This is a genomic window from Bordetella genomosp. 4 (genome assembly GCF_002261185.1).
Taxonomy (GTDB): domain Bacteria; phylum Pseudomonadota; class Gammaproteobacteria; order Burkholderiales; family Burkholderiaceae_B; genus Bordetella_A.
This window is the reverse complement of record NZ_NEVQ01000022.1, coordinates 12,466-39,348: the sequence shown is the minus strand read 5'-3', so window position 1 is coordinate 39,348 and position 26,883 is coordinate 12,466. Positions and strand designations below refer to the sequence as shown.

25 protein-coding genes are annotated in these 26,883 nt (G+C 60.3%); 8 read left to right on the top strand and 17 right to left on the bottom strand.

The annotated features are described in order from the left end of the window. Positions 1-78: 78 nt before the first annotated feature. Complete coding sequence (locus CAL20_RS21495) at positions 79-978, bottom strand: LysR family transcriptional regulator (RefSeq protein ID WP_094823143.1); 900 nt, start codon at positions 976-978, stop codon at positions 79-81. Between the two features lie 245 nt (positions 979-1,223). Between CAL20_RS21495 and CAL20_RS21490 the strand changes: the two genes are divergently transcribed. Further along, positions 1,224-2,387, top strand: coding sequence for an MFS transporter (locus tag CAL20_RS21490; RefSeq protein WP_094823142.1), 1,164 nt, complete (start codon positions 1,224-1,226; stop codon positions 2,385-2,387). 51 nt (positions 2,388-2,438) lie between these two features. Then, positions 2,439-3,242, top strand: a complete 804-nt coding sequence (dkgB, locus tag CAL20_RS21485; RefSeq protein ID WP_094823141.1) for a 2,5-didehydrogluconate reductase DkgB — start codon at positions 2,439-2,441, stop codon at positions 3,240-3,242. Positions 3,243-3,305: 63 nt separating this feature from the next. Here the strand turns inward: dkgB and CAL20_RS21480 are convergent, their stop codons facing one another. Then, positions 3,306-3,707, bottom strand: a complete 402-nt coding sequence (locus tag CAL20_RS21480) for a hypothetical protein (RefSeq protein WP_254924325.1) — start codon at positions 3,705-3,707, stop codon at positions 3,306-3,308. A gap of 314 nt (positions 3,708-4,021) precedes the next feature. Between CAL20_RS21480 and CAL20_RS21475 the strand changes: the two genes are divergently transcribed. Beyond that, positions 4,022-4,468 carry an SRPBCC family protein gene (locus CAL20_RS21475; RefSeq protein WP_094838981.1) on the top strand — a complete coding sequence of 149 codons (447 nt, stop codon included), beginning with the start codon at positions 4,022-4,024 and terminating at the stop codon, positions 4,466-4,468. Positions 4,469-4,547: 79 nt separating this feature from the next. Here CAL20_RS21475 and CAL20_RS21470 read toward each other — a convergent pair whose 3' ends face one another. The 10 genes from CAL20_RS21470 to CAL20_RS21425 all read right to left on the bottom strand — a co-directional run bounded on the left by CAL20_RS21470 (position 4,548) and on the right by CAL20_RS21425 (position 14,384). Next, entirely contained in the window at positions 4,548-5,003 is a 456-nt protein-coding gene (locus tag CAL20_RS21470) for a MaoC/PaaZ C-terminal domain-containing protein (RefSeq protein WP_094838980.1), read from the bottom strand. Between the two features lie 57 nt (positions 5,004-5,060). Next, positions 5,061-6,686, bottom strand: coding sequence for an AMP-binding protein (locus CAL20_RS21465; protein WP_094838979.1), 1,626 nt, complete (start codon positions 6,684-6,686; stop codon positions 5,061-5,063). Beyond that, the gene (locus CAL20_RS21460) at positions 6,686-7,405 is read right to left on the bottom strand and encodes an ABC transporter ATP-binding protein (RefSeq protein WP_094838978.1); all 720 of its coding nucleotides are present in this window, start codon (positions 7,403-7,405) and stop codon (positions 6,686-6,688) included. Before CAL20_RS21460 ends, CAL20_RS21465 begins: the two co-directional genes overlap by 1 nt. After that, the gene (locus tag CAL20_RS21455) at positions 7,402-8,187 is read right to left on the bottom strand and encodes an ABC transporter ATP-binding protein (protein WP_094838977.1); all 786 of its coding nucleotides are present in this window, start codon (positions 8,185-8,187) and stop codon (positions 7,402-7,404) included. The genes CAL20_RS21460 and CAL20_RS21455 overlap by 4 nt, the downstream gene beginning before the upstream one ends. After that, positions 8,184-9,068, bottom strand: a complete 885-nt coding sequence (locus tag CAL20_RS21450; RefSeq protein WP_094838976.1) for a branched-chain amino acid ABC transporter permease — start codon at positions 9,066-9,068, stop codon at positions 8,184-8,186. Before CAL20_RS21450 ends, CAL20_RS21455 begins: the two co-directional genes overlap by 4 nt. Positions 9,069-9,116: 48 nt before the next feature. Beyond that, positions 9,117-9,989, bottom strand: coding sequence for a branched-chain amino acid ABC transporter permease (locus tag CAL20_RS21445; protein WP_094838975.1), 873 nt, complete (start codon positions 9,987-9,989; stop codon positions 9,117-9,119). A gap of 28 nt (positions 9,990-10,017) precedes the next feature. Next, positions 10,018-11,139: an ABC transporter substrate-binding protein gene (locus CAL20_RS21440; protein ID WP_094838974.1), complete on the bottom strand. Its 1,122-nt coding sequence runs from the start codon at positions 11,137-11,139 to the stop codon at positions 10,018-10,020. A gap of 230 nt (positions 11,140-11,369) precedes the next feature. Beyond that, complete coding sequence (locus CAL20_RS21435; RefSeq protein ID WP_094838973.1) at positions 11,370-12,566, bottom strand: CaiB/BaiF CoA transferase family protein; 1,197 nt, start codon at positions 12,564-12,566, stop codon at positions 11,370-11,372. A 32-nt stretch (positions 12,567-12,598) separates the two neighbouring features. Continuing rightward, positions 12,599-13,459 (bottom strand): MaoC/PaaZ C-terminal domain-containing protein, encoded by an 861-nt coding sequence (locus tag CAL20_RS21430; RefSeq protein ID WP_094838972.1) that lies wholly within the window; start codon positions 13,457-13,459, stop codon positions 12,599-12,601. 10 nt (positions 13,460-13,469) lie between these two features. Then, positions 13,470-14,384 (bottom strand): SDR family NAD(P)-dependent oxidoreductase, encoded by a 915-nt coding sequence (locus CAL20_RS21425; RefSeq protein WP_094838971.1) that lies wholly within the window; start codon positions 14,382-14,384, stop codon positions 13,470-13,472. Positions 14,385-14,535: 151 nt separating this feature from the next. On the opposite strand from CAL20_RS21425, the gene CAL20_RS21420 reads away from it, so the two are divergent. Together CAL20_RS21420 and CAL20_RS21415 are read left to right on the top strand one after the other, a co-directional pair. Further along, a complete protein-coding gene (locus tag CAL20_RS21420; protein ID WP_094823129.1) occupies positions 14,536-15,435 on the top strand; it encodes a LysR substrate-binding domain-containing protein in 900 nt (299 codons plus the stop codon). Positions 15,436-15,574: 139 nt separating this feature from the next. Further along, entirely contained in the window at positions 15,575-16,558 is a 984-nt protein-coding gene (locus CAL20_RS21415) for a Bug family tripartite tricarboxylate transporter substrate binding protein (RefSeq protein WP_094823128.1), read from the top strand. 1,014 nt (positions 16,559-17,572) lie between these two features. On the opposite strand, the gene CAL20_RS21410 is transcribed toward CAL20_RS21415, so the two are convergent. The 5 genes from CAL20_RS21410 to CAL20_RS21390 all read right to left on the bottom strand — a co-directional run bounded on the left by CAL20_RS21410 (position 17,573) and on the right by CAL20_RS21390 (position 22,785). Continuing rightward, a complete protein-coding gene (locus CAL20_RS21410) occupies positions 17,573-18,541 on the bottom strand; it encodes an NAD(P)H-dependent flavin oxidoreductase (protein WP_094823127.1) in 969 nt (322 codons plus the stop codon). Between the two features lie 26 nt (positions 18,542-18,567). Beyond that, positions 18,568-19,542 carry a Bug family tripartite tricarboxylate transporter substrate binding protein gene (locus CAL20_RS21405; RefSeq protein WP_094823126.1) on the bottom strand — a complete coding sequence of 325 codons (975 nt, stop codon included), beginning with the start codon at positions 19,540-19,542 and terminating at the stop codon, positions 18,568-18,570. Between the two features lie 37 nt (positions 19,543-19,579). Continuing rightward, on the bottom strand, positions 19,580-21,109 hold the full coding sequence (locus tag CAL20_RS21400) for a class I adenylate-forming enzyme family protein (protein ID WP_094823125.1): 1,530 nt from the start codon (positions 21,107-21,109) through the stop codon (positions 19,580-19,582). A 102-nt stretch (positions 21,110-21,211) separates the two neighbouring features. After that, positions 21,212-22,387, bottom strand: a complete 1,176-nt coding sequence (locus CAL20_RS21395; protein ID WP_094823124.1) for a thiolase — start codon at positions 22,385-22,387, stop codon at positions 21,212-21,214. Next, positions 22,384-22,785, bottom strand: coding sequence for a Zn-ribbon domain-containing OB-fold protein (locus CAL20_RS21390; RefSeq protein WP_094823123.1), 402 nt, complete (start codon positions 22,783-22,785; stop codon positions 22,384-22,386). The genes CAL20_RS21395 and CAL20_RS21390 overlap by 4 nt, the downstream gene beginning before the upstream one ends. A gap of 699 nt (positions 22,786-23,484) precedes the next feature. Between CAL20_RS21390 and CAL20_RS21385 the strand changes: the two genes are divergently transcribed. The 3 genes from CAL20_RS21385 (at position 23,485) to paaG (ending at position 26,790) form a co-directional block, all read left to right on the top strand. Continuing rightward, a complete protein-coding gene (locus CAL20_RS21385) occupies positions 23,485-24,675 on the top strand; it encodes an acyl-CoA dehydrogenase family protein (RefSeq protein ID WP_094838970.1) in 1,191 nt (396 codons plus the stop codon). A gap of 29 nt (positions 24,676-24,704) precedes the next feature. Further along, positions 24,705-25,823 (top strand): acyl-CoA dehydrogenase family protein, encoded by a 1,119-nt coding sequence (locus CAL20_RS21380; protein WP_094838969.1) that lies wholly within the window; start codon positions 24,705-24,707, stop codon positions 25,821-25,823. A 169-nt stretch (positions 25,824-25,992) separates the two neighbouring features. Continuing rightward, the gene (gene paaG / locus CAL20_RS21375; RefSeq protein WP_094838968.1) at positions 25,993-26,790 is read left to right on the top strand and encodes a 2-(1,2-epoxy-1,2-dihydrophenyl)acetyl-CoA isomerase PaaG; all 798 of its coding nucleotides are present in this window, start codon (positions 25,993-25,995) and stop codon (positions 26,788-26,790) included. The last annotated feature ends 93 nt before the right edge of the window (positions 26,791-26,883 follow it).

Here is a 26,883-nt window from a genome sequence, read left to right as displayed (position 1 = left end):
CGCGGCTCAACGGCCCGGCGGGGCTTTTACACGCCGACCTCCTGCTCGCAATGTCTTCCGGTGACGGATGTCATGCGCTCAGACGTAGGCGCGTTTGCCCAGGGCCTCGATCACGTAGTCCACAAAACACGTAATCCGTGCGGCCACGGTGGTGTTGCGATAGTAGACCGCGTTGATCGGTTGGCGCACTTCGAGCGTATGCTTGGATAGTACTTGCACCAGATCGCCTTTGCGGCGGTCCTCGCCCGACATGAAATTCGACAGGCAGACGATGCCCAGCCCCTCCAATGCCATGCGCCGCAGCGTTTCCCCGCTGGAGGACGCGATCGTCGGTTTGATATGTATGGTGTTGCCGCCAGCGTCGCGCAACGGCCAGTCATTCAGGATTTCGGGTTGGGTGAAGCCCAGCAGCGCGTGCTGTGCGAGTTGCCCCGGCTCGGTAGGCGTCCCGTAACGTTTGAGATAGGCAGGGCTGGCGAGTAGCCTCAGATGGCTGGTGCCGACCAGGCGCGCATGCAGGGTGGAGTCTTTGAGGGTGCCAATACGGAACGCCACGTCTGTGCGTTTTTCGATCAAATCAATAAAGCCTTCGTTCGAGGTGAGCTCCAGTTCTACCTCGGGGTAGCGCTCACGAAAGCCTGCGATCAGCGGCACGAGCACATGCAGCATAAAAGGGGTGGCCGCGTCGACCCGCAGCCGGCCGGCTGGGCGCATGCGCCGGGCGGCCATCTGTTCCTCGGCCTCGTCCACCGATGCCAAAATGGCCCGGGCATGTTGCAGGAATGCTGCGCCTTCCTCGGTCAGCTCCAGCCGCCGGGTGGTCCGGCGCAGCAGGGTAGTCTGCAGCTTTTCTTCCAGGCGGCCCAGCGTGCGGCTGGTGGCCGAGATCGTCAGGCCGAGCGCCTCGGACGCGGCGGTGATTGTGCCTGTATCCACCACCGCCACAAAAGCCTGCAATTCGTCGAGTGTGGTTTTCATTGTTGATATTAAATCAAATATATTTGACCGATACCAGGCTTAATCTGCAAATATTAAACCGGCATACTGCTGCACATCGAGGGAACGAAGGCGACACCGTGAGGCCTCCTCGCAGGCATTACGCCTTCACCCAATTTCACCCTATTTGATTCAAGGAACGGCTGCGGTGATGGTTTCCTTCCGGGACAGGAACAGGATACCTTCAGTCGCAAACCGGCTCGTTGCGCATTATTTTCGGAGCAAAGATGAAGTCTTCTGCTGCATTGCTCGCGTTGGCTACCGGCGCATTCGCCATTGGCACCACCGAGTTTTCCCCCATGGGCCTGCTGCCGGTCATCGCCGACGGCGTGCAGGTCAGTATTCCGACGGCCGGCATGCTGGTGTCGGCCTATGCCGTAGGCGTGATGATCGGCGCGCCGATCATGACACTGCTGTTCAGCCGGTTCGGCAAGCGTGCGGCACTGATGTCGCTGATGCTGATCTTCACTATCGGCAACCTGCTGTCGGCCCTGGCGCCGGGCTATACGACCTTGTTGCTGTCGCGTCTGATCACGAGCCTTAATCACGGCGCATTCTTTGGACTCGGTGCTGTCGTGGCGGCGAGTGTTGTGCCTAGAGAGAAACAGGCCAGCGCCATTGCTGCCATGTTCATGGGCCTGACGGTAGCCAATATCGGCGGCGTCCCGGCGGCGACCTGGATCGGGCAGCAAGTCGGTTGGCGCATGTCATTCGCCGGCACGGCCTTATTGGGCCTGATCACCATCGCGGCATTGTGGATGGCGTTACCCAAAGGCGAGCCGGGCAAACGCCCGGAAGTACGCCGCGAACTGAAGGTGCTGACGCGCCCCGAGGTGCTGATGGCCATGAGCACGACCGTGTTGGGCGCGGGCGCCATGTTCACGCTGTACACCTATGTTGCCCCGGTGCTGGCCGACATCACCCATGCCAGCCCTGGATTTGTGGCTTTTGCTCTGGTGTTGATTGGCGTAGGCTTTACGGTTGGCAATACCCTGGGTGGCCGGCTGGCCGACTGGTCGCTCGATGGCGCGACGAAGCTGATCCTTGCGACGCTGGCGATTGTCATGGCCATACTGCCATGGTTGATGACGACCCATGTGGGCACGGCCATCGGATTGGTGGTGTGGGGGGCGGCCGCCTTCGGCATCGTGCCGCCGGTGCAGATGCGCGTGATGCAGGCGGCTGCCCAGGCGCCGGGTCTGGCTTCGTCGGTGAACATCGGCGCCTTTAACTTGGGTAATGCAGTGGGCGCGGCGTTGGGCGGCGTGGTCATCAGCCAAGGGTTGGGTTATGCCGCCGTGCCGTTGGCCGGCGCCGTGTTGGCGGCAGGTGGGCTGGGGCTGGTCTGGCTGAGTGGCGCAAGCCGCCGCCGCGTGGCTGAGTGCGTTTGAGCAAACGCGAACAATCCCCTTATCGCTACTAATTTGAATCGGAGATTTCTCATGAGTATTCCTTCTTTTGGTGTCGGCACCTTTCGCCTGACCGGTCAGACCGTGATTGATTCGGTCCGTAATGCCCTGGATGTAGGCTATCGCGCAATCGATACCGCGCAGATCTATGGCAATGAGGCCGAAGTCGGCCAAGCCATCGCCGACAGCGGTATCAAACGCGCCGATCTGTTCGTGACCACAAAGATCTGGACCGACAACTACGCCAAATCCAAGCTCGTGCCCAGTCTGCGCGAGAGCCTGGACAAACTGCGCACTGATTATGTGGACCTGACTTTGATCCACTGGCCCGCGCCGGGCAACGGCGTTGCGCTGTCCGAATACATGGAGGCCCTGGCCGAGGCTAAATCACTGGGACTGACGCGCCAGATCGGTATCTCGAACTTCAATATCGAGTTGACCAAGCAGGCCATTGATGTGGTCGGCAAGGGCGAGATCGCGACCAACCAGATCGAGTTGAGCCCCTATCTGCAGAATCACAAGCTGACGGCCTTTCTCAAGGAGCAGGGCATCACTGTGACTTCGTACATGACGCTGGCCTACGGCAAAGTGCTGAAGGACCCTGTGCTGGCAAAGATCGCCGACAAGCATCAGGCGACCGTAGCACAAGTCGCGCTGGCCTGGGCCCTGCATCTGGGATATGCCGTAATCCCGTCCTCGACCAAACGCGAAAACCTGGCCAGCAATCTGCTCGCACGCGATCTGAAGCTGGACGCAGACGACATGGCGCAGATCGCCGCATTGGAGCGCAATGGCCGCGAAGTCAGCCCTGAGGGTTTGGCGCCGGTGTGGGATTGATTGCAGCGTTTCGCCAAGCCAGAGCGGCTGCGCAAAGCGCACGGTCGTGTCTGGCGAGGCGGCTCAAGTGAAGAGACGCTGTTTGCGCTTGCGAGGTTTGGGCTCGACACCAAAGCGCGAGTCGCGTGCCAGCGCCAAGGCCACCAGCTGTTCCGCTATCGATTCGAACTCGGGATCGTCTTGCGGCACATATAGCCATTTTCCCAAGACGGCATGCGGGCGCAACGCCGGCATATCCTGCATCAGGCCGGCATGCTGTTCCTGTGACGTGCAGACCAGCAGGCCGTCCCAGGGATCCCCTTTATCGGCGACAACGAGATACAACCTGCCATCCAAGTAGGCCGCCTGACAGCCGAACATCTGCCGGCGCATATAGCCCGCGTCGCGCTCGAGCGTGTCGAAAAGCCAGAGCAGGGAGTTCTGGTTGCGGCCACGGTGAATGGGATTGAAGAGGGATTCGGTCACGGTTTGCGAGATTGTCTAGTTCGCACGATTGCGTTGACCCTGGTGGAAAGACTCGGCGGGCTGTTTGCACTGGTGCACGAAACGCGCCTTTTTTATATATGTCCGCTCGAAGAAGTATAAAAATCGACGTTTTCTATACATGTATTGTCCGTGGATTGCCTTGCAATGTTACGTGCTGAGCGTTTTGATCAGGGTTTTCTCTAATCTGATCGTTGTCGATTTTTTGAGTGTTGATTCGTCGTAGGAGTACATCCCCCGTTTTTGAACCGCCGCCACAGGCGCGGCGGGGGCGTCAACCCTAAGGAGTTCTCATCATGACAACCGGAACCGTTCGCCTACACCGTGTCTTGCGCGCTACCCCCGAGCGCGTCTACCGAGCCTTTCTCGAGCCCGATGCTGCTGCCAAATGGCTGCCCCCCTACGGATATACCTGCGAGGTGCATCACCTGGATGCGCGGGTCGGCGGCACGCACAAAATGTCTTTCCACAATTTCGGCACCGGTAAGAGCGAGTCGTTCGGCGGCGAATATCTGGAGTTGGTGCCATTTGAGAAAATTCGTTATACGGACAGTTTTGATAACGCCGATTTGCCTGGCGAAATGACTGTTACCGTATCGCTGAAGCAGGTCGTATGCGGGACCGAACTGAATATCGTGCAGGAAGGAATCCCAGAGATGATTCCCGCCGAAATGTGCTATCTGGGATGGCAGGAATCGCTGCTGCAACTGGCAAAACTGGTTGAGGCCAATGTCACGGAGTGAGCATCGCTCGGGCGAACAGGAATAACGTTCCTGTTTTCCCGTTTCGGAAAAACGTTATGTATGTCCGATGCATCACCGTTCAGTTTTTCTTCTTGAGGACCAGCACCTCGCTGCTGCCGTCCTGAACGGTTTCGCCGTTCTGGTTTACCAGCCGTAGACGCCGGTCAATCGCGCCCACGCGTGTGCTGGTGCCGGGATTGACCGCCAGAATATCCAGCACGAGATGCAGCGTGTCGCCGACAAAGATCGGCTTGACGAATTTCCATTCGCGCAGCGACAGCATCGCCACAACCGAGCGGTGAAAGATACCTAGTTCATGCATCATGCCCGTGGCGATGGCAATGCCCAGCGTACCGTGTATCAATCGTTGGCCATAGCGCGTGCCCGCAGCATAGACGGCATCGGCATGGATGGGGTTCCAGTCGCCAGAGACCATGGAAAACATGGTCAGATCGGCTTCGGTCAGTGTGCGGCCGCCGCTTTCGAATGTCTGGCCCGGTTGGAAGTCTTCGAAATATAAAGAAGTATCGTGCATCGCTTGCCTCGAATGAATTCGTCAAAAGTCGTTCGTGGGTTGCCCGGAAAGGCCTGGTCAATGCGTCTCCTGGTACAGCCGCTCTTCGGCCATTTGACGTAATCTCGCTCGTTGAATCTTGAAGCCATTGGCGCTGGCTGCGGTGGGAAACGCATCAACCAGCCACAATCGGGCGGGGATTTTGAAAGGCGCTAGTGATGTGCGCAATGAACTGAGTAAATCCTCTGCAGTCACCTGCGGGCTCGCGATCACAAAGGCTGCTGCGCGTGGCTGGCCGTCCAAGGCAATACCCACGACTTGCGCATTGCGCACGCCCGGCTGCTGAGCCAATGCATGTTCGATTTCCGCAGGATCAACCAGATAGCCGCCGAGCCGCAAGGTATCACCCATGCGTGCGAGATAAACAAAGCTGCCATCCGGGCGCAGATAGCCCAGATCTCCGGTACGAAAATATCCGTCGGCTGTCATGGCCTGGGCGGTCGCCTCGGGATTATCCAGATACCCCAGGAAATTACCGGGCGCGCGGATTTCTATTTCACCGGATTCACCCAGTGGGCATAGGTCGCCGGTATCCGGATTGCGGATGCGCAGATGGGCAGCTTGGCCTGCGGCTGGCCGGCCGCCGCCCAGGGCGCGCTCTTCGACCGGCAAGCCGGCATCTTGCAGGGAAAACAGCGCTTGCACCTCGCTCGAACCGTACAGGCCACGCAACGGAAATCCCCGTTGCTGCAAGGCGTCCACGAGTGCTGCGGCCCCAGGGCTGAAAGAGGCGAAGCCGAATACCCGGGCATGAGGAAAGGGCCGCGTTTCCGTGGTTTCGTCGGCAATACGCCGCAGCATTTCATCGCTGCCAAATAGATGGGTGATGCGTTCGTCCCGCAGGTACTCTGCAGCCCGCGGCGCATCGAACAGGTCCATCATGATGATAGGCGCACCCGCTCGTAGCGCTGCCAGCGCGCCGTTCAGGCCGAACACGCCGCACAGCGGCAATGCAGCCAGCAATCGCGTGCCTGCTTCGTGAAACCCGTATGCATCGGCCACGCAGGTGCTGTGTGCATAGAGGGTTGAGGCGCTATGCATCACCAGTTTTGGGCCTTTGGTGGTGCCCGATGTGGTGAACAAGATCACAGGATGTGATGGTTGAGATATTCCGTCAGCGTCATCTGGCGTTTGCGGAAGGCGTGCTGGCGCATCGGGGGAAAACGCCACGGTGCGTCGGCCCAGCACCGTGTCCGATGTGTCTGTGGGAGCATCGAGCAACGCGATACACCGGAGATCAGGCAGCGCATCGGGCGCGATGCCTGACAGGACCTCCGGAAAATCGATCTTGCGAAACGAAGGCTGCATCAACAGCATGCGCGCTTTGGATCGCGTCAGAATGTACTCGAGCTCACTGCTGCGATAGCGCGTGTTGATGGCGACCAATGTGGCGTCCAACCGGGCCAGACCGAATAGCAGCGCGAGCCATTCCCGGCGGTTGACCAGCCATACTGCTACGCAGTCGCCAGCCCGGATACCCTGCGCCGTCAGCCAGCGCGCAGTGCGCTGGCATAGCGCATCGAATTCGCGATAGGTCAGAGAGCCCGCCTCGTCGATCAGCGCAATGTCGTCGGGGCGTGCCTGCAAATGCGGAATATACAGATCGGCCAGGCGTGCAGGCGCTGGCATGGCAGCAGCAGACATCAATACAGTTCCATCAGGCTGGCATTGTCGGAAAAATCGGCGGGCACACCAGCGCGGATCAAGGCGCCCGATTTCATCACGATGACGCGATCGGCGATCTTCAAGGCCTCGCGGACATTCTGTTCAACGATCAAAATGGCCATGCCGCGTTGCTGCTGCAGCGTGCGAATCGGACCCATCAAGTCTTGAAACAGCTTGGGCGCCAGTCCAATCGAGGGTTCGTCCAACAGCAGGCAGCGCGGTTGACTGAGCAGGGCGCGGCCTAACGACACCATCTGTTGCTGGCCGCCCGAGAGCGTGCCGGCGCGTTGGTTGTAGAACTTGCGCAAGGCGGGTAGCACCTGCATGACCCAGTCCAGCCGCGCAGCGTGTTCGGTCTTCGGAACGCCAGCGGACCATAGCCCCAATCGCATGGTTTCGGCGACGGTCAGCCCCGGAAAAATGCCGCGTCCTTCAGGCACCATGGAGATGCCCGCATCTGTCAGACGGCGCGCATCGGGTCGGTGCATGGGCTTCCCATCCAACAGCACCTGGCCGTCTTCGGGGTCGAGCAGGCCGAATAGCGCCTTGAGCAAGGTGGATTTGCCCGCGCCGTTGTGTCCGATCAGGCAGAGCACTTCGTTGGCATGCAGATGCACGTCGATGCCTTCGAGGACGGGGCGTTCGCCATAGCCTGCACGCAAGCTGCGAGTTTCGAGGATAGGGGGGGAGGAACTCATGCTCGCTCTCCGAAATAGATAGCGGCCAATGCGGGATCCTGCAGAATGGCTGCCGGATCGCCGCACGCCAGCAATTTGCCCTGATCCAGAAACGCCAATTGATCAGAGAGCTGCGTCACCAGATCCAGATTATGTTCGATGATGCAAATGGTGATGCCGCGCGTGGCATAGTCGCGCAGTAATGCGACAAAGCGGTCAAAGGAGCGCGGATCCAGCCCCGAGGCCGGTTCGTCCAGCAGCCAGAGCGATGCGCCGCTGGCCATCAAGCGCGCCAGACTTAGGAATTTGCGTTCGGCATACGCCAGATCCGCCGCGCGCTCGTGCCGTTTGTTCCAGAGCCCCGCCTCGTTCAAAATGGATTCAATCCGTTGGGGATCTGTGCGGCGCTGCCACAACCAGCTGCTGCGTTCGGTGACGGTCGTGACGTTCTCCATCACGCTCATGTGAGTAAAGAGCCGCAAGTCCTGAAACGTACGGCCGACGCCGAGGCGGGCAATCTGCCACGGCGCCAGCTTGTGGAGCGGCTTGCCGTGCAGATAGACCGTTCCGGCGCTCGGCGTCAAATGGCCCGTGATCATGTTGAATAGCGTGGTCTTGCCTGCGCCGTTGGGGCCGACCAGCGTCGTGATGAGGCCCGCGGGCAGGTCCATCGATACATCGGTGATGGCTTGCAGGCCGCCGAATCGTTTGGACAGTCCCTGTAGTTGCAGCAACGCAGGAGGGGCAGCAGTGCTCGTCGCAGGGATGGGCGACGGCGTTGTCGCAGACATGGGGGCGTTCATGCGCGGCCTCCTTTGCGACGTCCGCCCACCAATCCGCCTGGGCGATACATCATCAACAACACCATGATTGCCCCATACACGATCTGCTGTATCGTGCCGAGCTCCGCCGGCGGCAGGAAGGGTAGATACGTCAACGCGGCAGGCAGCACCATCAATAGCGCCGTACCAATGATGGGGCCAAACACGGTGCCCGTGCCGCCGATAATGACCATGGCCATCAGCAGGATCGAGGTTTCCAGCATGAACCCTTCGACGTTGACGAAACTCATGTAGAAAGCGTAGATCACGCCGGCGACAGCAGCCAATCCGGCAGACACGGCGACAGAAAGTGTTTTGATGGCGGCGACCCACTTGCCCGCTGCTTGCGCTGCGGACTCGCTATCGCGGATGGCCATCAAGCTGCGGCCGAAGCTGCCGCGCAACAGGGCGGTGGTAATCAGTAGAACGGCGATCAACCCCGCGATGGCCAAGGCCAGAAACTCGGCCGGCGTGCTCAATGCATGGCCGAAAATGGTGGGAGGAGGAATACCCACCAGGCCGCCCAATCCGCCGGTGACTCCCTTCCATTCCGAAAAAACAGTCACGCCTATGACTTGCAGGCCCAATGATGCGGCGACAAAATATTCCCCCCGCACACGTAACGCCGGTAGCGCCAGCACCATGGACAACACAGCCGACACCAGTACGGCAGCGACGGTGCACAACAACAGCGAATCGCTGAAGTGCATCGCCACATTCGCTGCGGTATATGCGCCTACCCCGAAAAAAATCGCATGCGCCAAGGAAAAAATGCCGGCATAGCCCATGATGAAGTTGAGTGTGACTGCCAGCATGGCATTCACGCAGAAGAGCACGGCGATGTTTTGCAGATAAGCCAGCATGGATGCCCCGTTGAATGAATCGTCAGACCATGATTGCGCGTGCCACTGTCACGACGTCACTGCGCGCCCAAATACGCCGCCGGGGCGGAACAGGATGAAAAGGAACAGCACGACAAAGGTGACCGCCTCGCTCCACTGCGGGTCGATCCAGGCGAGTGACAGGTTCTCGGCCATGCCCAACAGCAATCCTGCCACGGCCGCGCCGCGCAGGCTGCCGACGCCGCCCACGATAGTGGCTGCGATGCTGATCAGCATGATGTGATGTCCCATCGAGGGATTCAGGCCCGATGTCGTGGCCGTCAGGATCGCTGCCGGCACGGCGAGTAATGAACCGATCAGGAACACGTATTGCGAGAGCCGCCGCGGTGTCAGGCCATAGACGCGCACCAACGCAGAATTTTCGCCCAAGGCCCGCAATGCCAGGCCCAGATTGGTGCGAGTCAGCAGCCATTGCAGCAGACCGAATGCGACGATGGCGCATAGCACTGCGACCCCTGCCATCGGGGCGACGTATAACCCCGGCAGCCATTCCACACTCTTGCTCAACGGCGTGGGTACGGTCACCAGGCCGCGGCCGAATCCGATCGTGATCAGATTCTGCGCCACGATCGCAATGCCGAACGAGGCGACAAACACCGTAAAGAACGCACCCTCGTGCCGCTGGATGACAGCGTAGACATAACGGTCCACCAGCACGCCGAACAAGGCCGCCGCCAGGCCTGCGGCCACGGCGGCCAATGGCCACATCCAGCCCAGCACCGTATAGCATTCGTAAAAAATAAAGCCTGCCAGCGTGAATGTGGCGCCATGGGCGACGTGAAAGACGCGGGTCGTGCCGAAAATCAGCGAAAACCCGGCCGCGATCAGGGCATACAGGGCGCCTGTCTGTATCCCGTTGATGAAGAGCTGGACAAACAGCATACGATAGCCACCTCTCTATGGGACGGGATCAGGGCGCGGCGTCGGCGATGGGCTTGGTGCCGTTCTCGCCGATTTCATTGATCTGGATGGGGGCCTTGATGGTGCCGTTGTCCGCGAACGAGACGGTGGCGCCCACGAAATCAAAGGAGGGCGTCGCCTTGCGCTGCGCCAGCAGATTCTCGCCGGTGATGGACTTGCCGGCTTTTTCCAGCGCTGCGGCCAGTACGGCAAAGGTGCGCACGGCGTTGTAGTAGTTCAGGACATACATGTTGGGCGCTTTACCGTGCTGCTTTTTATAGTCGTCCAGCATGCGGCGCGTGATGTCGTCGGATTTTTCCCAGTCCACTTTCTGGCTGGTGAAAATCGCGCCTTTGGCTTCGGGCAGCGACAGGGTCGAGGGAATGGCGAATGCAGAATAGCTGACCAGCTGCTGCGTGACGCCGTTATCGCGCAGTTGCTTCACGATCTGGCCCTGCTGGCTGCCGTACGAGGCGATATACACCGCATCGGGTTTGACATCGCGCACGCGTGCAGCGATGCCGGAAAACTGCTGCGAGGTGGCCGGAACCGAGAAACTGCCTGCCAGTTCGCCTCCGGCTTTGCCGAGTTCGGTGTTGAGTTCTTTCACCACCGATTGGCCCAACGGGTCGTCGACATAGACCAGGGCAATGCGCTTGAACTGACGTTCCTTGACGAGATACGGCACGATGGCACGCACCTCGAAGTTCGCCAGGGGAATCGTGTTCCAGAAGTACTCGCCCAGGTCTGCCAGATCCGGGCCGACACCGCCGCCATTGACCATCACGGTTTTGCTGCGGGTGCCAATGGGGGCGATGGCTTTCGACACGCCGGTGAACGCGCTCAGCACGAAAGGCACTTTGGCGACGTTGACCAGTTTGTTCATGCCGATGACGCCTTGCATAGGCAGCGCCTGGCTGTCTTCGTACACGATGGAAAGCTTGCCGGACAGCATTTTTGACGCATTGATGTGTTCAACGGCCAGGTTGGCGCCCGAGCTGAATATCTGTCCATATTCGGCATTGCTGCCGCTCATGGGCAGCAGGCCTCCTATCGTCAGATCGGCCGCGGCGGCCAGCGATGTCATGGACAGGCCTTGGCACAAGGCCAGACCGGCAAGCAGCTTTTTCATGCGTTGTCTCCCACGATAGGTGTCGTGATTTTTTTGCCTCAAAGCCGCCTGCAGGCTGAACGCTGCTTTGGAAAGCAGCAAGCCAAGATGCGGCGTCAGGATTTCTTGTGTGCCGCAACATCATTACCAAGCTGATGTGCGGCTCGAAAAATGCTAGCTATTCTGGATCGGCGGCACTATTCGGATTTGCTTAACTTCGGGTTTTCCCCGGCATTGGATCGTCAATGCGTTCAGGCCGTCTTACCGAGGATCTCCTGCAAAATTTCCTGCGTATGCTGGCCTAGCATGGGCGGGGCATTGCGATACACCACAGGCGAGGCGGAAAACCGCAGCGGGCTGGCGGTCACTGGCGCCGTGCCACCCAGGGGGTGTGGCAGCTCTCGACGCAATTGACGCGCTTGTACCTGCGGATGTGCAAAAGTCTGCGCGATGTTGTTGATGGGGCCACATGGCACGCCCGCAGCCTCCAGCTTGCTGATCCATTCGTCGCGGCGGCCTTGTTGCATGATGTCGCTCAAGAGGGCGACCAAGGTGTCCCGATTGGTGACTCTCAAGCGATTCGTCGCAAAACGGGGATCATCTCCCAGTTCTGGTGCGCCGATGGCCTTGCAATAGGCGCGGTATTGCGATTCGTTGCCCGTTGCGACGATCAGATGGCCATCGCTGGCGGCAAAGACCTGATAGGGCACGACATTCTGATGGGCGTTGCCTGCGCGCGTTGGCGCTTTACCCGAGGTGAAATAGTTGGAGTTCTGGTTCGCCAGCATGGCGACGTGACAGTCCAGCAGCGCGATGTCCAGATGCTGGCCCAAGCCGCTGCGATGCCGTTCTTGAATGGCCGCCAAAATGGCGACCGTGGCGTACATTCCCGTGATGATGTCTGTGACAGCCACACCGGCTTTCTGAGGGCCGCCGCCGGGCAGATCATCGCGTTCGCCGGTGATGCTCATCAAGCCGCCCAGCCCCTGGATCATGAAATCGTAGCCGGGCAGTGTGGCGCAGGGGCCGTCCTGGCCAAAACCAGTGACCGAGCAATAGATCAGGCGCGGATTCAGGGCATTCAGGCTGTCGTAGTCCAGGCCGTATTTGCGCAAGCCCCCGACCTTGAAATTCTCGACCAGAATATCGCAATGGGTGACGAGTTCACGAACGAGCGCGGCGCCTTCGGGGCTGGCGATATCGGCCTCCAGCGATCGTTTGTTGCGATTAGTGCTGAGATAGTAGGCAGCCTCCGATGTGTCCTTGCCTTGGCCGTCTTTCAGATAGGGAGGGCCCCAATGGCGCGTGTCGTCGCCGGTGGCGGGACGCTCAACCTTGATCACGTCTGCACCCAGATCCGCCAGGTTCTGAGTGCACCAGGGGCCGGCCAGGATACGGCTGAGGTCGAGTACGCGGATGCCTTCCAGAGGCGGGGGACGATGCTGCATGACGATAAAAATCCTGTTGCGGCAAGCCGCGTTTATTGAGAAAGCGTGGCAGTACCGTGGCTCATCACCACGACGTCACGGTCGATGGCGCGTACGATGAATTGCAGCGTATTGCCCGCGTCCTGCCAGATGTCGCACTGCAAGGTTTCGCCCGGGAAGACGGGGGACGAGAATCGTGCGTTCAGACCGGTCAAGCGCGCTGCGTCATAGTCGCAGCAGGTTTTGATGATGGCGTGTGCCGCCATGCCGTAGGTGCACAAGCCATGCAGAATAGGCCGGGGGTAACCGGCTTTGCTGGCGACCGCAGGGTCGGCATGCAGCGGGTTGCGGTCGGCATTCAGCCGATATAGCAGCGCTGCGTTGGGCGCTATCGATAGTTGGCACGATCGATCTGCCGCACGTGCCGGCGTGGCGGGTAACGGCGGCAGGGCTTCGTCGCCCTGCCCAAAACCGCCATCGCCACGGCAGAACGTGACCTGCTGCAGGGTGGCCAAATGCTGGCCTTGATCGTCATGCAGCGTGCGCTCGGTGACCACCAGCGCACCCTTGTCCGCGCCTTTGTCGATCACATGCGTGACGCGGCTCTTACCGATAACGGTGCCGTTGGCGGGTAATGGCGCATGCAACTGCAGCCGCTGTTCGCCATGCACCAGCCGCACCCAATCGATTCCGGCGCGAGGGTCATTCATCCAGAAGCCGGGATGGGCCAGCACCGTGGCCAAGGTCGGGATAGTTTGCAGATCCTGTTCGTAGACATAGCGCAACTGCGCGGCATCCATGGGGTCCGCACCCAGGCCGATGCCTAGCGCGTACAGGATGGTGTCTTTATCCTCATAACGATGGTGGATGTCGGCGAATTGCCAGTTCTTGATGGTTTGATAGTCCAAGGGCATGGCGGCTCTCTCAGATGGGATCCCAGTCGATGACGTCGGGTGAACGTTCCAGCGCATAGAAATGTTTGCGCATGGCGGGGATCGCGATATCGCCGATCAACTCGGGGGTCCAGCCTTCGCTGTAATGCACGGTGCGCAGCGGGCGAGGCTGGCTCATCAGCATGATTTCATTGGCACGTACCGCAAAAATCTGCGCCGTCACTTCGCTGGCGGCATCGCTGACGAGGTAGACCGCGAGGGGAGCGACTTTGCCGGCTTCCATTTTTTTCAGCTTTTCGACGCGGGCTTTTTCGGCTTCGGTCTCTGCGGGAATGGAGCTGGTCATGCGGCTCCAGGCAAATGGTGCAATGCAGTTTGACCGCACGTGATAACGCGCCATATCCAGCGCGATGGACTTGGACAGCGCGACGATGCCGAGCTTGGCGGCTGAGTAGTTGGCCTGCCCAAAATTACCGATCAGCCCGGATGTCGAGGTCATATGCACCAACGCACCGGATTCCTGCTCGCGGAAATAGGGCGCCGCGGCACGGCTCATGTAGAACGAGCCATTCAGGTGCACATCCAGCACTTGGCGCCATTCTTCTTCGCTCATCTTGTGAAACACGCGGTCGCGCAGATTGCCCGCGTTGTTGACCACGGCATCGATGCGCCCAAAGGCGTCGACAGCCGTCTTAATGATGTTGTGAGCGCCCTCGTAGCTGGCCACGCTGTCTGTGCTGGGGCAGGCTTGTCCGCCGGCGGCCTGGATTTCCTTGACCACGGCCTGCGCGGGGCCGTCACCGCCGCCTTCGCCCTGCAGCGATACGCCGATGTCATTGACCACGACTTTTGCGCCCGCCGCGGCCATCGCCAGGGCGACACTGCGCCCGATCCCGCCGCCCGCGCCGGTGACGACGACGACTTTTCCTGCAACCATACCGCTCATAATCCATTCTCCTTTGGGCTGGGGCCGCTACGCTGGACAGATGCACGCGAATCGCACGCCTGTTTGGCACACCCGACTCTGTGCATGGTAGATTTCAAGTCGGGCCAGCGGAATTCAAAATTAAAGACACCCCCCTTTTGCTTGGCGGAACATGAGACACGACCTGACCGATCTGCGTTTATTCGTGAACGTAGGTGAAACCCTGAATTTGACCCGTGCGGCCGAGCGCACCTTTCTGTCGCTGCCCGCGGCCAGTGCGCGCATCAAGAACATGGAGGAAGCGTTCAAGGCGCGTTTGCTGGTGCGCCAGGCGACAGGGGTGGCCCTGACGCCGGCGGGCGAAGTCCTGCTCAAGCACGCCCACGCGGTATTCCGTCAGCTGGAATGCCTGAATGCCGATCTACAGCCGTATTCCAGCGGTATCAAGGGACGGTTACGATTGCTGGCCAACACGACGGCGACGAATTCGTTTCTGGCCGATGCCATGTCGACTTTTCTGGCGGAAAACCCGGATGTGGATATTGAGCTGGAAGAAAAAATCTCCGGCGATATCGTGTTGGCCATTCGCGCCGGAACGGCGGACCTGGGAATCGTGGCGGGCAATATCGATGTCGATGGGCTGGACGTGATGCCCCTGTTCCGTGATGAGCTGGCCGTCGTGACGTCTTTGAAGCATCCCCTGGCGCAGCTGGAATCCGCCAACTTTGTCGATGTGATCGATGCCTATCAGTTTGTGGGCATTCATCCCAACAGTGCGATTCAGACCTTTTTGGAGGACATCGCGCTCGGGTTGGGTAAACGGTTGTGCCAACGCGTACACGTGGGCAGTTTCGAGGCCGTGTGCCGCATGGTCGAGGCGGGTGCGGGGATTGCCGTAGTGCCGAGGGCTTGCGCGGCGCGCTATAGCCGGCCCCAGGCATTGCATGTCCTACGACTGAAGGACGCCTGGGCGCAGCGCGACCGTCTATTGTGCCGCCAGCGTGGCCGCGACTTGCCGCGTTTTGTGGAGGACTTCATCGAGCATGTGCGGGCAGCAGCGCGCCATGCCTGACGCCTGACAGGATAGTTGCCGCGGCTGAACAGGGGCTTCGGCAAAAAAGAATCGGCAAGCCGGCACCGGTGCGCAAATAATACGAGCACTGCGCAAGGCACAGCGCTTGTGCGCACAGACAAAAACCGGAGACATACTCATGCACGATCCGCAACGCCGCCGCCTGCTGGCGGGGCTGGGGGCAGCCTGCGCTGCCGCGACTTTGCCGTTCTCTGTTCGCGCTGCCTCGTGGCCTGATCATCCTGTCAATTTCATTGTGCCGTTCCCTGCTGGTGGGCCGGTGGATACGACGGCTCGTTTCATCGCGACCCCTCTGGGCGAGATATGGAAGAAGCCAACGGTCGTGGACAACAAGGCTGGTGCGGGCGGCATCGTCGGCGCGCAAGCGGCAGCCAAGGCGCCTGCGGATGGCTATCATTATTTCTTTGCTTCGATCCACCATACCGTATTGCCTAGTCTGCGCGGCAACCTGAGCTACGACATTACTGCGGATTTTGTGCCGGTAGGGATGGGGGCGGTATTTCCGATTGTGCTGGTGGTGCACCATTCTCTGCCAGTCAAGAGTGTCAAAGAGCTCATCGAATATGCCAAACAGCATCCGGGCAAATTGTCATTCGGGTCCTCTGGCACGGGCGGGGGCACTCATCTGGCGGGCGAACTCTTTAACAGCATGACGGGCACGCGCATGCAGCATGTGCCTTATCGTGGCAGCGCGCCTGCGATGCAGGATCTGCTTGGGGGGCAAGTCCAAGTCATGTTCGCCGATGGTCCATCCGCCATGCCGCATTTATCGGGCGGGAAAATTCGTGCCCTGGGCGTAGGCAATCCCGAGCCTTCTGCGTTGTTCCCAGGCATCCCCACCATCGCTTCGTCGGGTGTGCCCGGCTACGAGGCCTATTCCTGGAGCGGCATGCTGGCGCCCGCAGGTACGCCTGCCGATATTGTCAAACGCGTGAACGGGGATATGCAGACGGTGTTGAGCAATCCTGAGACCGTTAAAAGCATGCTGGCTGCTGGGGCGGAGCCTAAGCCGGGTACGCCGGAGGAGTTTGGGGCGTTTATCCAGGCTGAGCTTGCCAAATGGAGCAAGGTCATCAAGGATGCGGGTATCAAGATCGAGTGATTTTGCTGGATCGGCATCGTGGTAGGACGGGGACGTGAGTGCTATTGGACGTCGAGGCGGGGCAGTGACCGTGTTGGCGCTTCACGGAGTCGGTCGGCCGCCTTCGCGTCCGACTGCCGCATCGCTCGTCTCGTCCGGCCCCTTCGGGCCTACCTACGACTTCCGCTCGCGCGACTCCGAGGCGCGCCAACACGGTCACTGCCCCGCCTCGACTCGCAGCATCTCTGATTCCCTCATCGCTGGCACGGCTGGTCTACGTAGGCTTCGTAGGCACTGGCGTTTGCAAGGATGAAGATCTTGCAGGGCCGCTATTCATGGCCGCCTACGGGCGCGACCATGAATAGCGTTCGGGATTGGCATGCGAAGGGTTTGGCATCGGAGATGAGCGGAAGATCTCTCGAGCTACGGTTTCTCTTGGACAAGCAGGAATATTTCGAACGACGGTTTCGAGACGTCCAGACAGGGACAATGCATCTTCGCACGCAGGACGCGTCTACGTTCTGCATGTCATCACGCGTTCTGCGCATCACCGTACGCTCCATGCATCATCGTCGCAGGCGTCAACTCCAGCCAAGCAGATCTTCCAAACTGGCAACACGCCACCCCGCCGCATGCCCGGACTGATCGCTATTCGCGCGTGTGCAGGGCACGCGCGAGTAGCAGCACCGCAAGATCTTCCTCTTTGCCAAACACGGTCACAAAAAAACGCCAAGCAAGAAAATCGTGCCAGCGATGTGATGAGCTTGAATTACTGCGAGTCGAGCCGAGGCAATCGGGCCGTGCGGGCGCCTCAAAGCCGAGTGGAGCGGAGGCTGAAGGGAGGCCCGAAGGGGCCGGACGAAGCGAGCGAACACGATGTCCGGCGCCCGCGCGCCGGACCGGCTTTGCGAAGCCCGCACGGCCCGATTGCCTCGGCTCGACGTCCAATAAGCACGCCCACGTCGCCCACACCTAGACGTCTGACAAAACCCGCAAAGAAACAACTCCGCTGTATCTCTATCCCTGCAAATGCCGTTAACGCCCCGCCGTTTCCAACAACGCCCTGCGTGCCTCGGCATATTCATGGGCCAATTGCTCTACCAATGCATGGGTAGGCAAGATCTCTTGCACCGCTCCCACGCCTTGGCCCGCGCTCCAGACATCCTTCCACGCCTTCGGCCGTGTCGTCTTTTCCATATTGACCGCGTTACTGTCCTTGCTATTGAGCTGTTCCGCATCCAGCCCCGCAGCTGAAATACTGGGGATCAGATAGTTCGCCGGCACACCAGAAAAAAACGGCGTATACAACACATCATCAATCGTCGCCTGCAACACCATTTCTCGATAGCGGTCTGGCGCCAGCGATTCATTGGTCGCAATAAAGCGTGTGCCCATATACGCTAGATCACATCCCAATGCCTGCGCAGCCAGCACATCCTTCCCGTGGCTGATGCACCCGGACAGCACCAAAGGCCCGTCGTAAAACGACCGGATTTCGTTGACCAGCGCGATGGGGTTGAGCGTGCCTGCATGCCCACCCGCACCTGCCGCCACGAGAATCAAGCCGTCCACGCCGGCATCCAGCGCGCGCCGTGCGTGACGAACCGTCGTCACATCATGAAAAACCAGGCCCCCGTACGGATGCACCGCTTGCACCACTGCATCGGGCGCATGTAGAGACGTGATGATCAACGGTACGCGGTGCGCCACGCATGTTTGCAGATCCGCCTGCCAGCGCGCGTTCGTAGGGTGCACGATCAGATTGACGCCATAGGGCGCGATCACGGCATCGGGATGCGCTTCGCGATACAACGCCAATCCTTTCTCAATCCGTGTGAGCCAATCCGTCAGGGCTTCCTGGGGTCTGGCGTTGAGCGACGGAAACGTGCCGATGACGCCTGCCGTGCATTGTGCAATGACCAGATCGGGCCCGGACACCAGAAACATGGGGGCGCATAGAACAGGCAGACGGGTCGTGGCTCGCAATGATTGCAGGGCGGACATAAAGGGATGGCTCCAATCAGGATCGGTTATTTTTGAATGTTGGCGGTCTTGATGACGTCGGCCCACAGCGCATATTCGCGCTCGATACGAGCCTGTACCGCTTGGCTGTCTCCGTCGTCGACGGTATAGCCGCCCTCTGTCATGGCTTTTCGGAACGACGCGTCTTGTGAAACCTCTTTCAGCGCTTGCGTCAGCCTTGTCTTGATAGCATCAGGCAGTTTGGGCGGGGCCATCAGGGCATACCAGCCAACCACCTCGTAGTCGGGCAAGCCGGCTTCGATCATGGTCGGCACGTCGGGCAGTTCGGGGTTACGCTCACGCGAGGTCACTGCCAGGGCTCGAGCCTTGCCGCTTTTGACAAAGGGAATAGCCGTGCTGGTGATGTCGAACATAAAGGTGATCTTGCCGCTCACCACATCCATCATCGCGGGCGAGTTGCCGCGATAGGGCACGTGCAGCATCGGGGCGTCGGCCTGCTGTTTTAGCAGTTCGGCTGACAAATGGTTAGATGCGCCTACGCCGGCGGAGCCAAAGCTTACGGCAGTCGGATTCGCCTTGGCATAATCAACGAGCTCGCGAACCGTTTTAGCGGGGATTTGCGGACCAATCAGCAATACATTGGTGTAATCCACCACCATGCCGATGGGTGTGAAGTCTTTGCGGGGATCGAACAGATCGCTTTTTTGCACCAGCGGTGAGATGGTCAACGTCGGGCTCGCGGCGAAGCTCAACAAATAGCCGTCGGGCGAAGCCTTGGCGGTTGCGTCCGATGCAATCATTCCACTCGCGCCTGCGCGGTTTTCCACCACCACGGTTTGTCCCAGCTTGTCGCCCAGATACTTCGCGAAAACGCGTGCGGTGGTATCGACGGGCCCGCCGGGTGCGTAGCCGACCAACAGGCGCAGCGGCCGGTCTGGATAGGCCGCTGCGTGGACGGCAGAGGTGGCGGCGCATAGCGATAGCGCCAATACGCTGGCCTGCAAGAGGGATTTGATCGGCATGATTTGTCTCCTTGATGTATTGTTTTGTGCGGGTTTTTCAGGTGGTTTGCGCAGCCAGTTGTTCCCGCAATGGCTGCTTTAGAATCTTTCCGCTCACAGTTGTGGGCAAGGTATCGATGGGGATGAGGTGAGCCGGCCGTTTATAGGGCGCAAGTTCGGTATGCAAATGTGCGTTCAGTGCGTCGAGATCAATTGCCGTTCCCGGGTGCGCCTCGATAAAGGCCACGACCTGTTCGTTTTGATCGGCTTCGAGGCGTCCCACCACCGCTGACAATCGAACGCCAGGAAAAGCATTGATCACGGCCTCGACTTCCGCGGGATACACGTTGAAGCCCGAACGAATGATCAGGTCTTTGGTGCGTCCGGCAATAAAAAGTGCGCCGCTCTCGTCGATCAAGCCGATGTCGCCGGTGTTGAGCCAGCCGCCGGGCAGCAACGCCTTGGCAGTTTGTACGGGATCGCGGTAATAGCCCAGCATGACGCCTGGGCCGCGTACGAGAATATCGCCGCGCTGTCCTGGGACAGGAGGCTCAGCATCTGGAGAACCCAATCTCAGCTCCACACCCTCGACCGCATAGCCCGTCGCACAGTCATTGCGGGGGGCGTCGATGTCGGTGATGAACAATGAGCCGGCATACTCGGTGATGCCGTAACCATGATGCATGGGTTGTCCAAAATATCGTTCAGTGTCGCGCTTGAGCGTGGGGTCCAACGCCGCACCGCCGGTATAGACGTAGCGCAAACGAGGCGCGCATACAGGCTGTTTGGATGCCACGGCCAGTAATCGCGTGAACATGGTCGGTACACCTTGCAAGACGCTCAGACCCGGAGACGACAAAGCGTGCAACACATCTTGTGGATCGTATTTGCTGCGTAATACCAGGCTCGCGCCCGCCTGGACCGTGGCCATCAATACCGTGGCAATGCCGAAAATATGGGACATCGGTAATGCGGCGTAGCCGATGTCGCTCGGACCGAGGCGTCTAGATGTGGCCGATATGCGGGCGAAGTGCAACAGGCCTTTATGCGGCACCATGACGCCTTTGGGTGCTCCGGTCGTGCCTGACGTATAGATCACGGTGGCGACCTGGTCTACCAGTGCGCCCGTTTCTGCATCCGGGGCGTTGCTGGCGCGAGTCCATTGGTTGCCATCGCCCCAGACCTTGGCATCCAGCTCCTGGGCACCGGCAGCTCGCGCATGGGCGGCCGCGGCGGTCGAAATATGGCTGGTATATAGCGTCAACATTGGCTGAGCATGGCTCAGAATCACGTCGACTTCACGTTGGCTCAGGCGCGCATTGAGCCCGACAGGCCAGGCTCCCACCACACTGCAGGCAAACAAGGCCTGAATCATCTGCGCGCAATTTTCCCCGACCACTGCGACGCGATCTCCACGTCTCACGCCTTGCGCGACCAGCCATTGGCTGGCTTGCTCTACGCGTTGCCACATCTGGCCATAGCTCAACGTGGTGCCGGCCTCTTCATACAAGAAGACTGCGTCGGGCTGTTGCACCGCCTGGTGTTGCAAGAGCTGATGAATGCGTGTGAACGGAGACGTTGAACTCATGACTTCGAGAGATTTGAAAAGAAAAACAACGGCGAATCGGGATGCGTGCAAAGCAACGCACGGTGAGGTCGCGACAATGCGGCCTCACCGTGTATGAGGGGTCTACAACGTGTCTGCAGTGCCGAGGATCGCCGTGGACTGGCTGGACAACGTGCCTCCATTGCCGTGTACGAGCGCGAGTTGCGCTCCCTCGACCTGGCGCGCGCCGCCTTCGCCACGCAGCTGGCGTACGGCTTCGATCATGATGAATACGCCATACATGCCGGGATGCACGCAGCACAGTCCGCCGCCATTGGTGTTGACGGGCAGCCGTCCGCCAGGGGCGATTGCGCCGTTTTCGACGTAGGCGCCGCCTTCGCCTTTGGCGCAGAACCCCAGGTCCTCCAGGAACAAGATGGTGTTGATGGTGAACGCGTCATAAAGCTCCACGACGTCGATGTCAGCGGGGCGCAGACCGGCCATTGCAAATGCGCGTTGACCGGATTGCTGTGCGGCCGTCACGGTCAGGTCTTCCATGGACGAGATCTGGCGGTTCCACACAGCCGTCGCATTGCCCAGCACGTACACGGGCTTCTTCGGTAGATCGCGAGCACGGTCGGCACGGACCAGCACATAGGCGCCCGCGCCATCGGTGACCAGGCAGCAATCGCGTACGGTCAGCGGGTCAGAGACCATGCGCGATGACAGGATCTCGTCCAGTGTCGTGGGCTCGCGCAGTTGTGCTTCGGGGTTGCGTTGAGCCCATTGATTCGCCGCCAGGGCAACATGCGCCAGTTGTTCGCGCGTCGTGCCGTATTGATGCATGTGCCGGGCGGCGGCCAAGGCATACGAGCTCAATGGGCTGAGCGGATCGTAGGGCGTTTCGTAGGGTTGCGGATCGAAGTTCTTGCGCACTCGGCCAATCTCCGCCCGGCTCAACGTAGAAGTGCGTTGTGTGCTGCCATAGCAAACCAGTACGGCGTTGCACTGCCCTGAGGCGAGCGCTTGCAGGGCCGGCATCAGATGAGCGACGAAACTCGATCCGCCTAACATGGTGCTGTCGATGAAGGTCGGCCGAATACCCAGATGTTCAATGACGGGCATGGCCCACATCGTGGCGGCGACACTGGCAGTGCAGATGCCATCAATGTCGCGCATCGTCAGACCCGCATCGGCGACGGCGCGTTGGGCTGCTTGCACCAGGATTTCCATCTCGGTATAGCCATCGGCGCGGCCCAGGCCAGCGTGGCCCACGCCCGCGACAGCCACGGCGCCGCGTAGTTGTTGTAAATCGCTCATGCTGCCTCCTGCGCCACAAAGACGACCAAGCCCTGATCTTGTTGCTGCCGCACCTCGGCTCTCACTGCCATGCCGATGTGCACGGCATCCGGGGGAATGCCCTCTACGCGGCTCATCATCCGGACGCCTTCTTCCAGGTCGATGAGGGCCACGTTGTAGTCACCGCCGGCGTCGGCTTTGCGCCGTACGACGGTCGTTGAATACACGGTGCCGCGGCCGCTGGGGGATTCCCAACGCAGGTCTGGCGCGCCGCAATGGGGGCAGATCATGCGGGGGTAGAAGACAGCCTGGTGGCAGGCGGTGCAGCGTTGAATCTGAAATTTTCCCTGGGCCAGGGCTTGCCGGTACTGCTGGTCGGCGCCGCTGGGGGCGGAAGTATCGGGAGTGGTGGCGGTCATTTTTCGGTTACGGAAGGTGATGACAGTGTGGGCAGTGTCGGGGTTGTTGGCTTGGATGACTATTCTTCATTGCCGAAGCAGGGGTTTTGTGCAGCGGTATTCTTGTGACTTGGGTTGTGGGTTCGGTTGGTTGCTTGTTTGTTTGGTGGGGAATGGAATGGCTATTTTTCTGGCGGAGGGGATCTCTATTGAGACGTCCGTGGCGGGTGCTGGGATGCCGCACCGGCCCTATCGCAACGGCTCGGCGCAACACCAGGCGCCGAGGTCCCCTTCGGGGACTGCCCGTCGCTCAACGGGCCGGCGCGGCATCCCAGCACCCGCCACGGACTCACAGCAGTGGACTGCCCACGTCCGTCGAGCAATTCGAGGTGTGCACAGCATCCGTCAACTGGAGACATTGCGAGCCGGTGTTCGCCCTGACTGAGCGATGCGGGCCTTTTGAGGGACGGGCAGTCCGCGCAGCGGACCTCGGCGCCTGGTGTTGCGCCGAGCCGTTCCGATTAGGCCCGCATCGCTCAGTCAGGGCGGACGCCGGCGTCTAAAGAACCCCACCCGTTGCACGGCAACGAACCCGATCGCCGCATGAGAGCAACACAATTGCCTCGACCACTTCATCCCCACGAAAGCCCCGCTTTTGCAGAGGCAGATTGCGCTAAAGCCCCCGCCCGTGGCTAGATACTGCCCATAAGGAGACTTCCTATGGACCTAAGCTGGACACCCGAAGAAAGGCAGTTTCGCGAGACTGTGCGCGCCTTTGCGAACGACAAGCTGCCGCGAGATATCCGTGACAAAGTACTGAAGCATCAGCGGCTGCATCGCGATGATTACGTGCGATGGCACCGGATTTTGGCCGATCAGGGCTGGGGCGCACCTACCTGGCCGCAGGAGTTTGGCGGCACGGGATGGAATGCCATCGAACGGTTGATTTTCGAGGTCGAGTGCTTCAAGGCCGGCGCGCCGCGTTTGCTGCCGTTTGGGCTGGGCATGATCGGCCCGGTGCTGATGAAATACGGTAGCGCCGAGCAGCAACAGCGTTTGTTGCCTCGCATTATCCGTGTCGATGATTGGTGGTGTCAGGGATATTCCGAACCGGGCTCTGGATCTGACTTGGCGTCGCTGAAGACGCGCGCCGAGGTCGATGGGGATCATTATGTGATCAATGGGCAGAAGACCTGGACCACGCTGGCGCAGTATGCAGACTGGATGTTCTGCTTGGTGCGCACCGATTCCGAAGCCAAGCCGCAGCGTGGTATCTCGATGGTGTTGATCGATATGCGTTCGCCGGGTGTCAGCGTGCGGCCCATTCGTACCCTCGACGGCGGGCATGATGTCAATGAGGTATGGCTGGAGAACGTGCGCGTGCCGGTGGCCAATCGCGTCGGCGAGGAGGGGCAGGGATGGACGTATGCCAAATACCTGTTGGGCCACGAGCGTACGGGGATTGCAGGCTTGGGGCATTGCTATCGCGAGCTGAGCATTCTGAAGGAGATGGCAGCCCGTACATTGCTGCATGGCCGGCCCATCCTGGAGGACAGCCGGATGCGTGACCGGATCTCGCGTACGGAGGTCGACATCATGGCGCTGGAGATGTTGCTGTTGCGCGTCGCGGCGGCGCGTGGCGATGCGCCGGGGCCGGAGGCTTCTGTGCTGAAGATCCGCGGTTCCGAGATACAGCAGGATCTGGCGATGCTGCAGATGGAGATTGCCGGGCCGGACGCCTGGCCGTATGACCCCGCGTGGATGGAGGCGGATGCACCGTTTCATGGTCCAGGGCCCGAGATGGCGGCCGCGGCCGGCGCAGGTTATGCGGATATGCGCAAGACCTCGATTTATGGCGGCACCACCGAAGTACAGAAAGGCATCATCGCTCGCATGATGTTGGGTCTTTGAGGCGGGACAGCGCAAGGGAAGAACACATCATGGATTTCGCATATACCGAAGAGCAGCGCATGCTGGCCGATAGCTTGCGGCGTTTGGTGCAGGATGAATGGAGTTTTGCGGCACGGCGAGAGCGCGCGGCTACTGCGGCGTTCGATGACGGCGCATGGCGGCAATTGGCCGAACTGGGCGTGCTGGGGTTGACGATTGCGGCCGAGCATGGCGGTTTTGGCGAGGCGCCTGCGAGTCTGTTGCCGGTGCATCTGGAATTGGGGCGTGGCCTGGTTGCCGAGCCTGTGATCCCGAGTGCAGTGATGAGTGCGGCATTGATTGCCGGTGTTGCGGACGCTGCTACGCAGCGGCGATGGTTGCCCGGGCTGGCCTCAGGCGAGGCGATTGTGGCGTTGGCATATCAGGAACCCGGGCGGCGCTACGAGACGGAACCATCATTGTGTACGGTGCAGCCGGACGCTGACGAGATCCTGCGTCTGTCGGGAACCAAGCATCTGGTCTGGCACGGCGCGGCGGCGCAGGCCTGGATTGTGTCTGCGCGAGATGTCGATGATGAGCCCCTGTTGTTGCTGGTGCCTGCGGATGCCGAAGGGGTACAGGTGCTCGATACGCCGACACTGGATCGTACGCGCTGCGCGCGTATCGTTTTTGACGGCACGTCCGTGAACGCGGATGCCGTGCTGGCGCGTGGGCAAGCCGCCCGGGATGGGTTGGCTACGGCGCTGGATTGGGGCACGGCTGCGCTGTGCGCGCATGCGGCCGGCGCCATGGATCGTTTGCTGGAGATCACGATCGATTACCTCAAGACGCGGCGGCAGTTTGGCCAGCCCTTGGCTGCGTTTCAGGTGCTGCAGCATCGTATGGCGGATATGTTGGTGGCAAAGGAGATGGCGCTGTCGATGGCCTATGTTGCGGCAGCCGCATTGAGCGAGCCGGATGTCACGCAGCGGCGCCGCATGTTGGCCAGCGCAAAGCTCGAGGCGGCGCGTGCTGGACGCTATGTGGCGCAAAGCGCGGTGCAATTGCACGGCGGGATGGGCATGACCGATGAGTTGGAGGTCGGTGATTACTTCAAGCGATTGACGATGTTGGATCAGCTGTTCGGAGATAGCGCCGAGCAACTGGCGGTGTTGCAGTCGCTGGATTGAAGTGCTGGCCGCTTCAGTGGCCGGATTTGACGGGCCGGGAGTGTCGATGGCAGAAGGTAAGATTCGGGCTGCTTTAGAAGTACCGGCCTCAATCGCAGACCGCCTGGCATGCCGGCGGAGTATTTGCTGTGCGGCCACATCACATAACAGGATATAGGGAGCATCAGATATGACGCAGGACTACGAGCAGATTCAATTCACGCTGGAGAACGGTGTCGGCGTGATCACTTTGAATCGGCCGGATCGTTTGAATAGCTTTACGGCGGTGATGCACGGCGAGTTGGCGCGTGCGTTGGATACCCTGGAAGCGTGCGATGATCTGCGTGGCCTGGTGATTACGGGCGCAGGACGTGGCTTCTGTGCCGGACAGGATCTGGGTGAACGCAAGCCATTGCCGGAAGGGCAGCGGCGCGATTTGAGTGAAGGCCTGCGTAATTTTTATCGGCCGCTGATTCTACGCCTGCGAGCGTTGCCGGTGCCGGTGGTGTGCCTGGTCAATGGCGTGGCAGCCGGGGCAGGGGCCAGTCTCGCGTTGGCATGTGATGTGGTGTATGCCGTGGAATCGGGACGCTTTATTCAGGCTTTCAGCAAGATCGGTTTATTGCCGGATGCCGGGGGCACTTGGTTTTTGCCCCGTCTGGTGGGAACGGCGCGCGCCATGGGGGCCGCTTTGTTCGGCGAGACCGTGTCGGCTCGTCAGGCCGAGTCATGGGGGCTGATCTGGCGTTGCATCCCGGATGAGGCGTTGGACGAGACGCGCGAGCAGATCGTGCGCACGCTGGCTCAGGGGCCAACGCGCGCTTATGCGGCGACCAAGCAGGCGCTGTATGCCTCCAGCGGTAATACGTTGGCACAACAGTTCGATCTGGAATGCGATTTGCAGAAACAGCTCGGTTATACCGATGACTATCTGGAAGGCATGCGCGCCTTTGCAGAGAAGCGCGCGCCCGCGTTTCAGGGGAAATAGCGATATTGCGCCACCCGCCGTGCGCGATCGAGCGTTGCGCGAGGCAGGGGAACCTTATCCCCTGCATTCGGCGTTCCGAGGGCACCGCCAGCA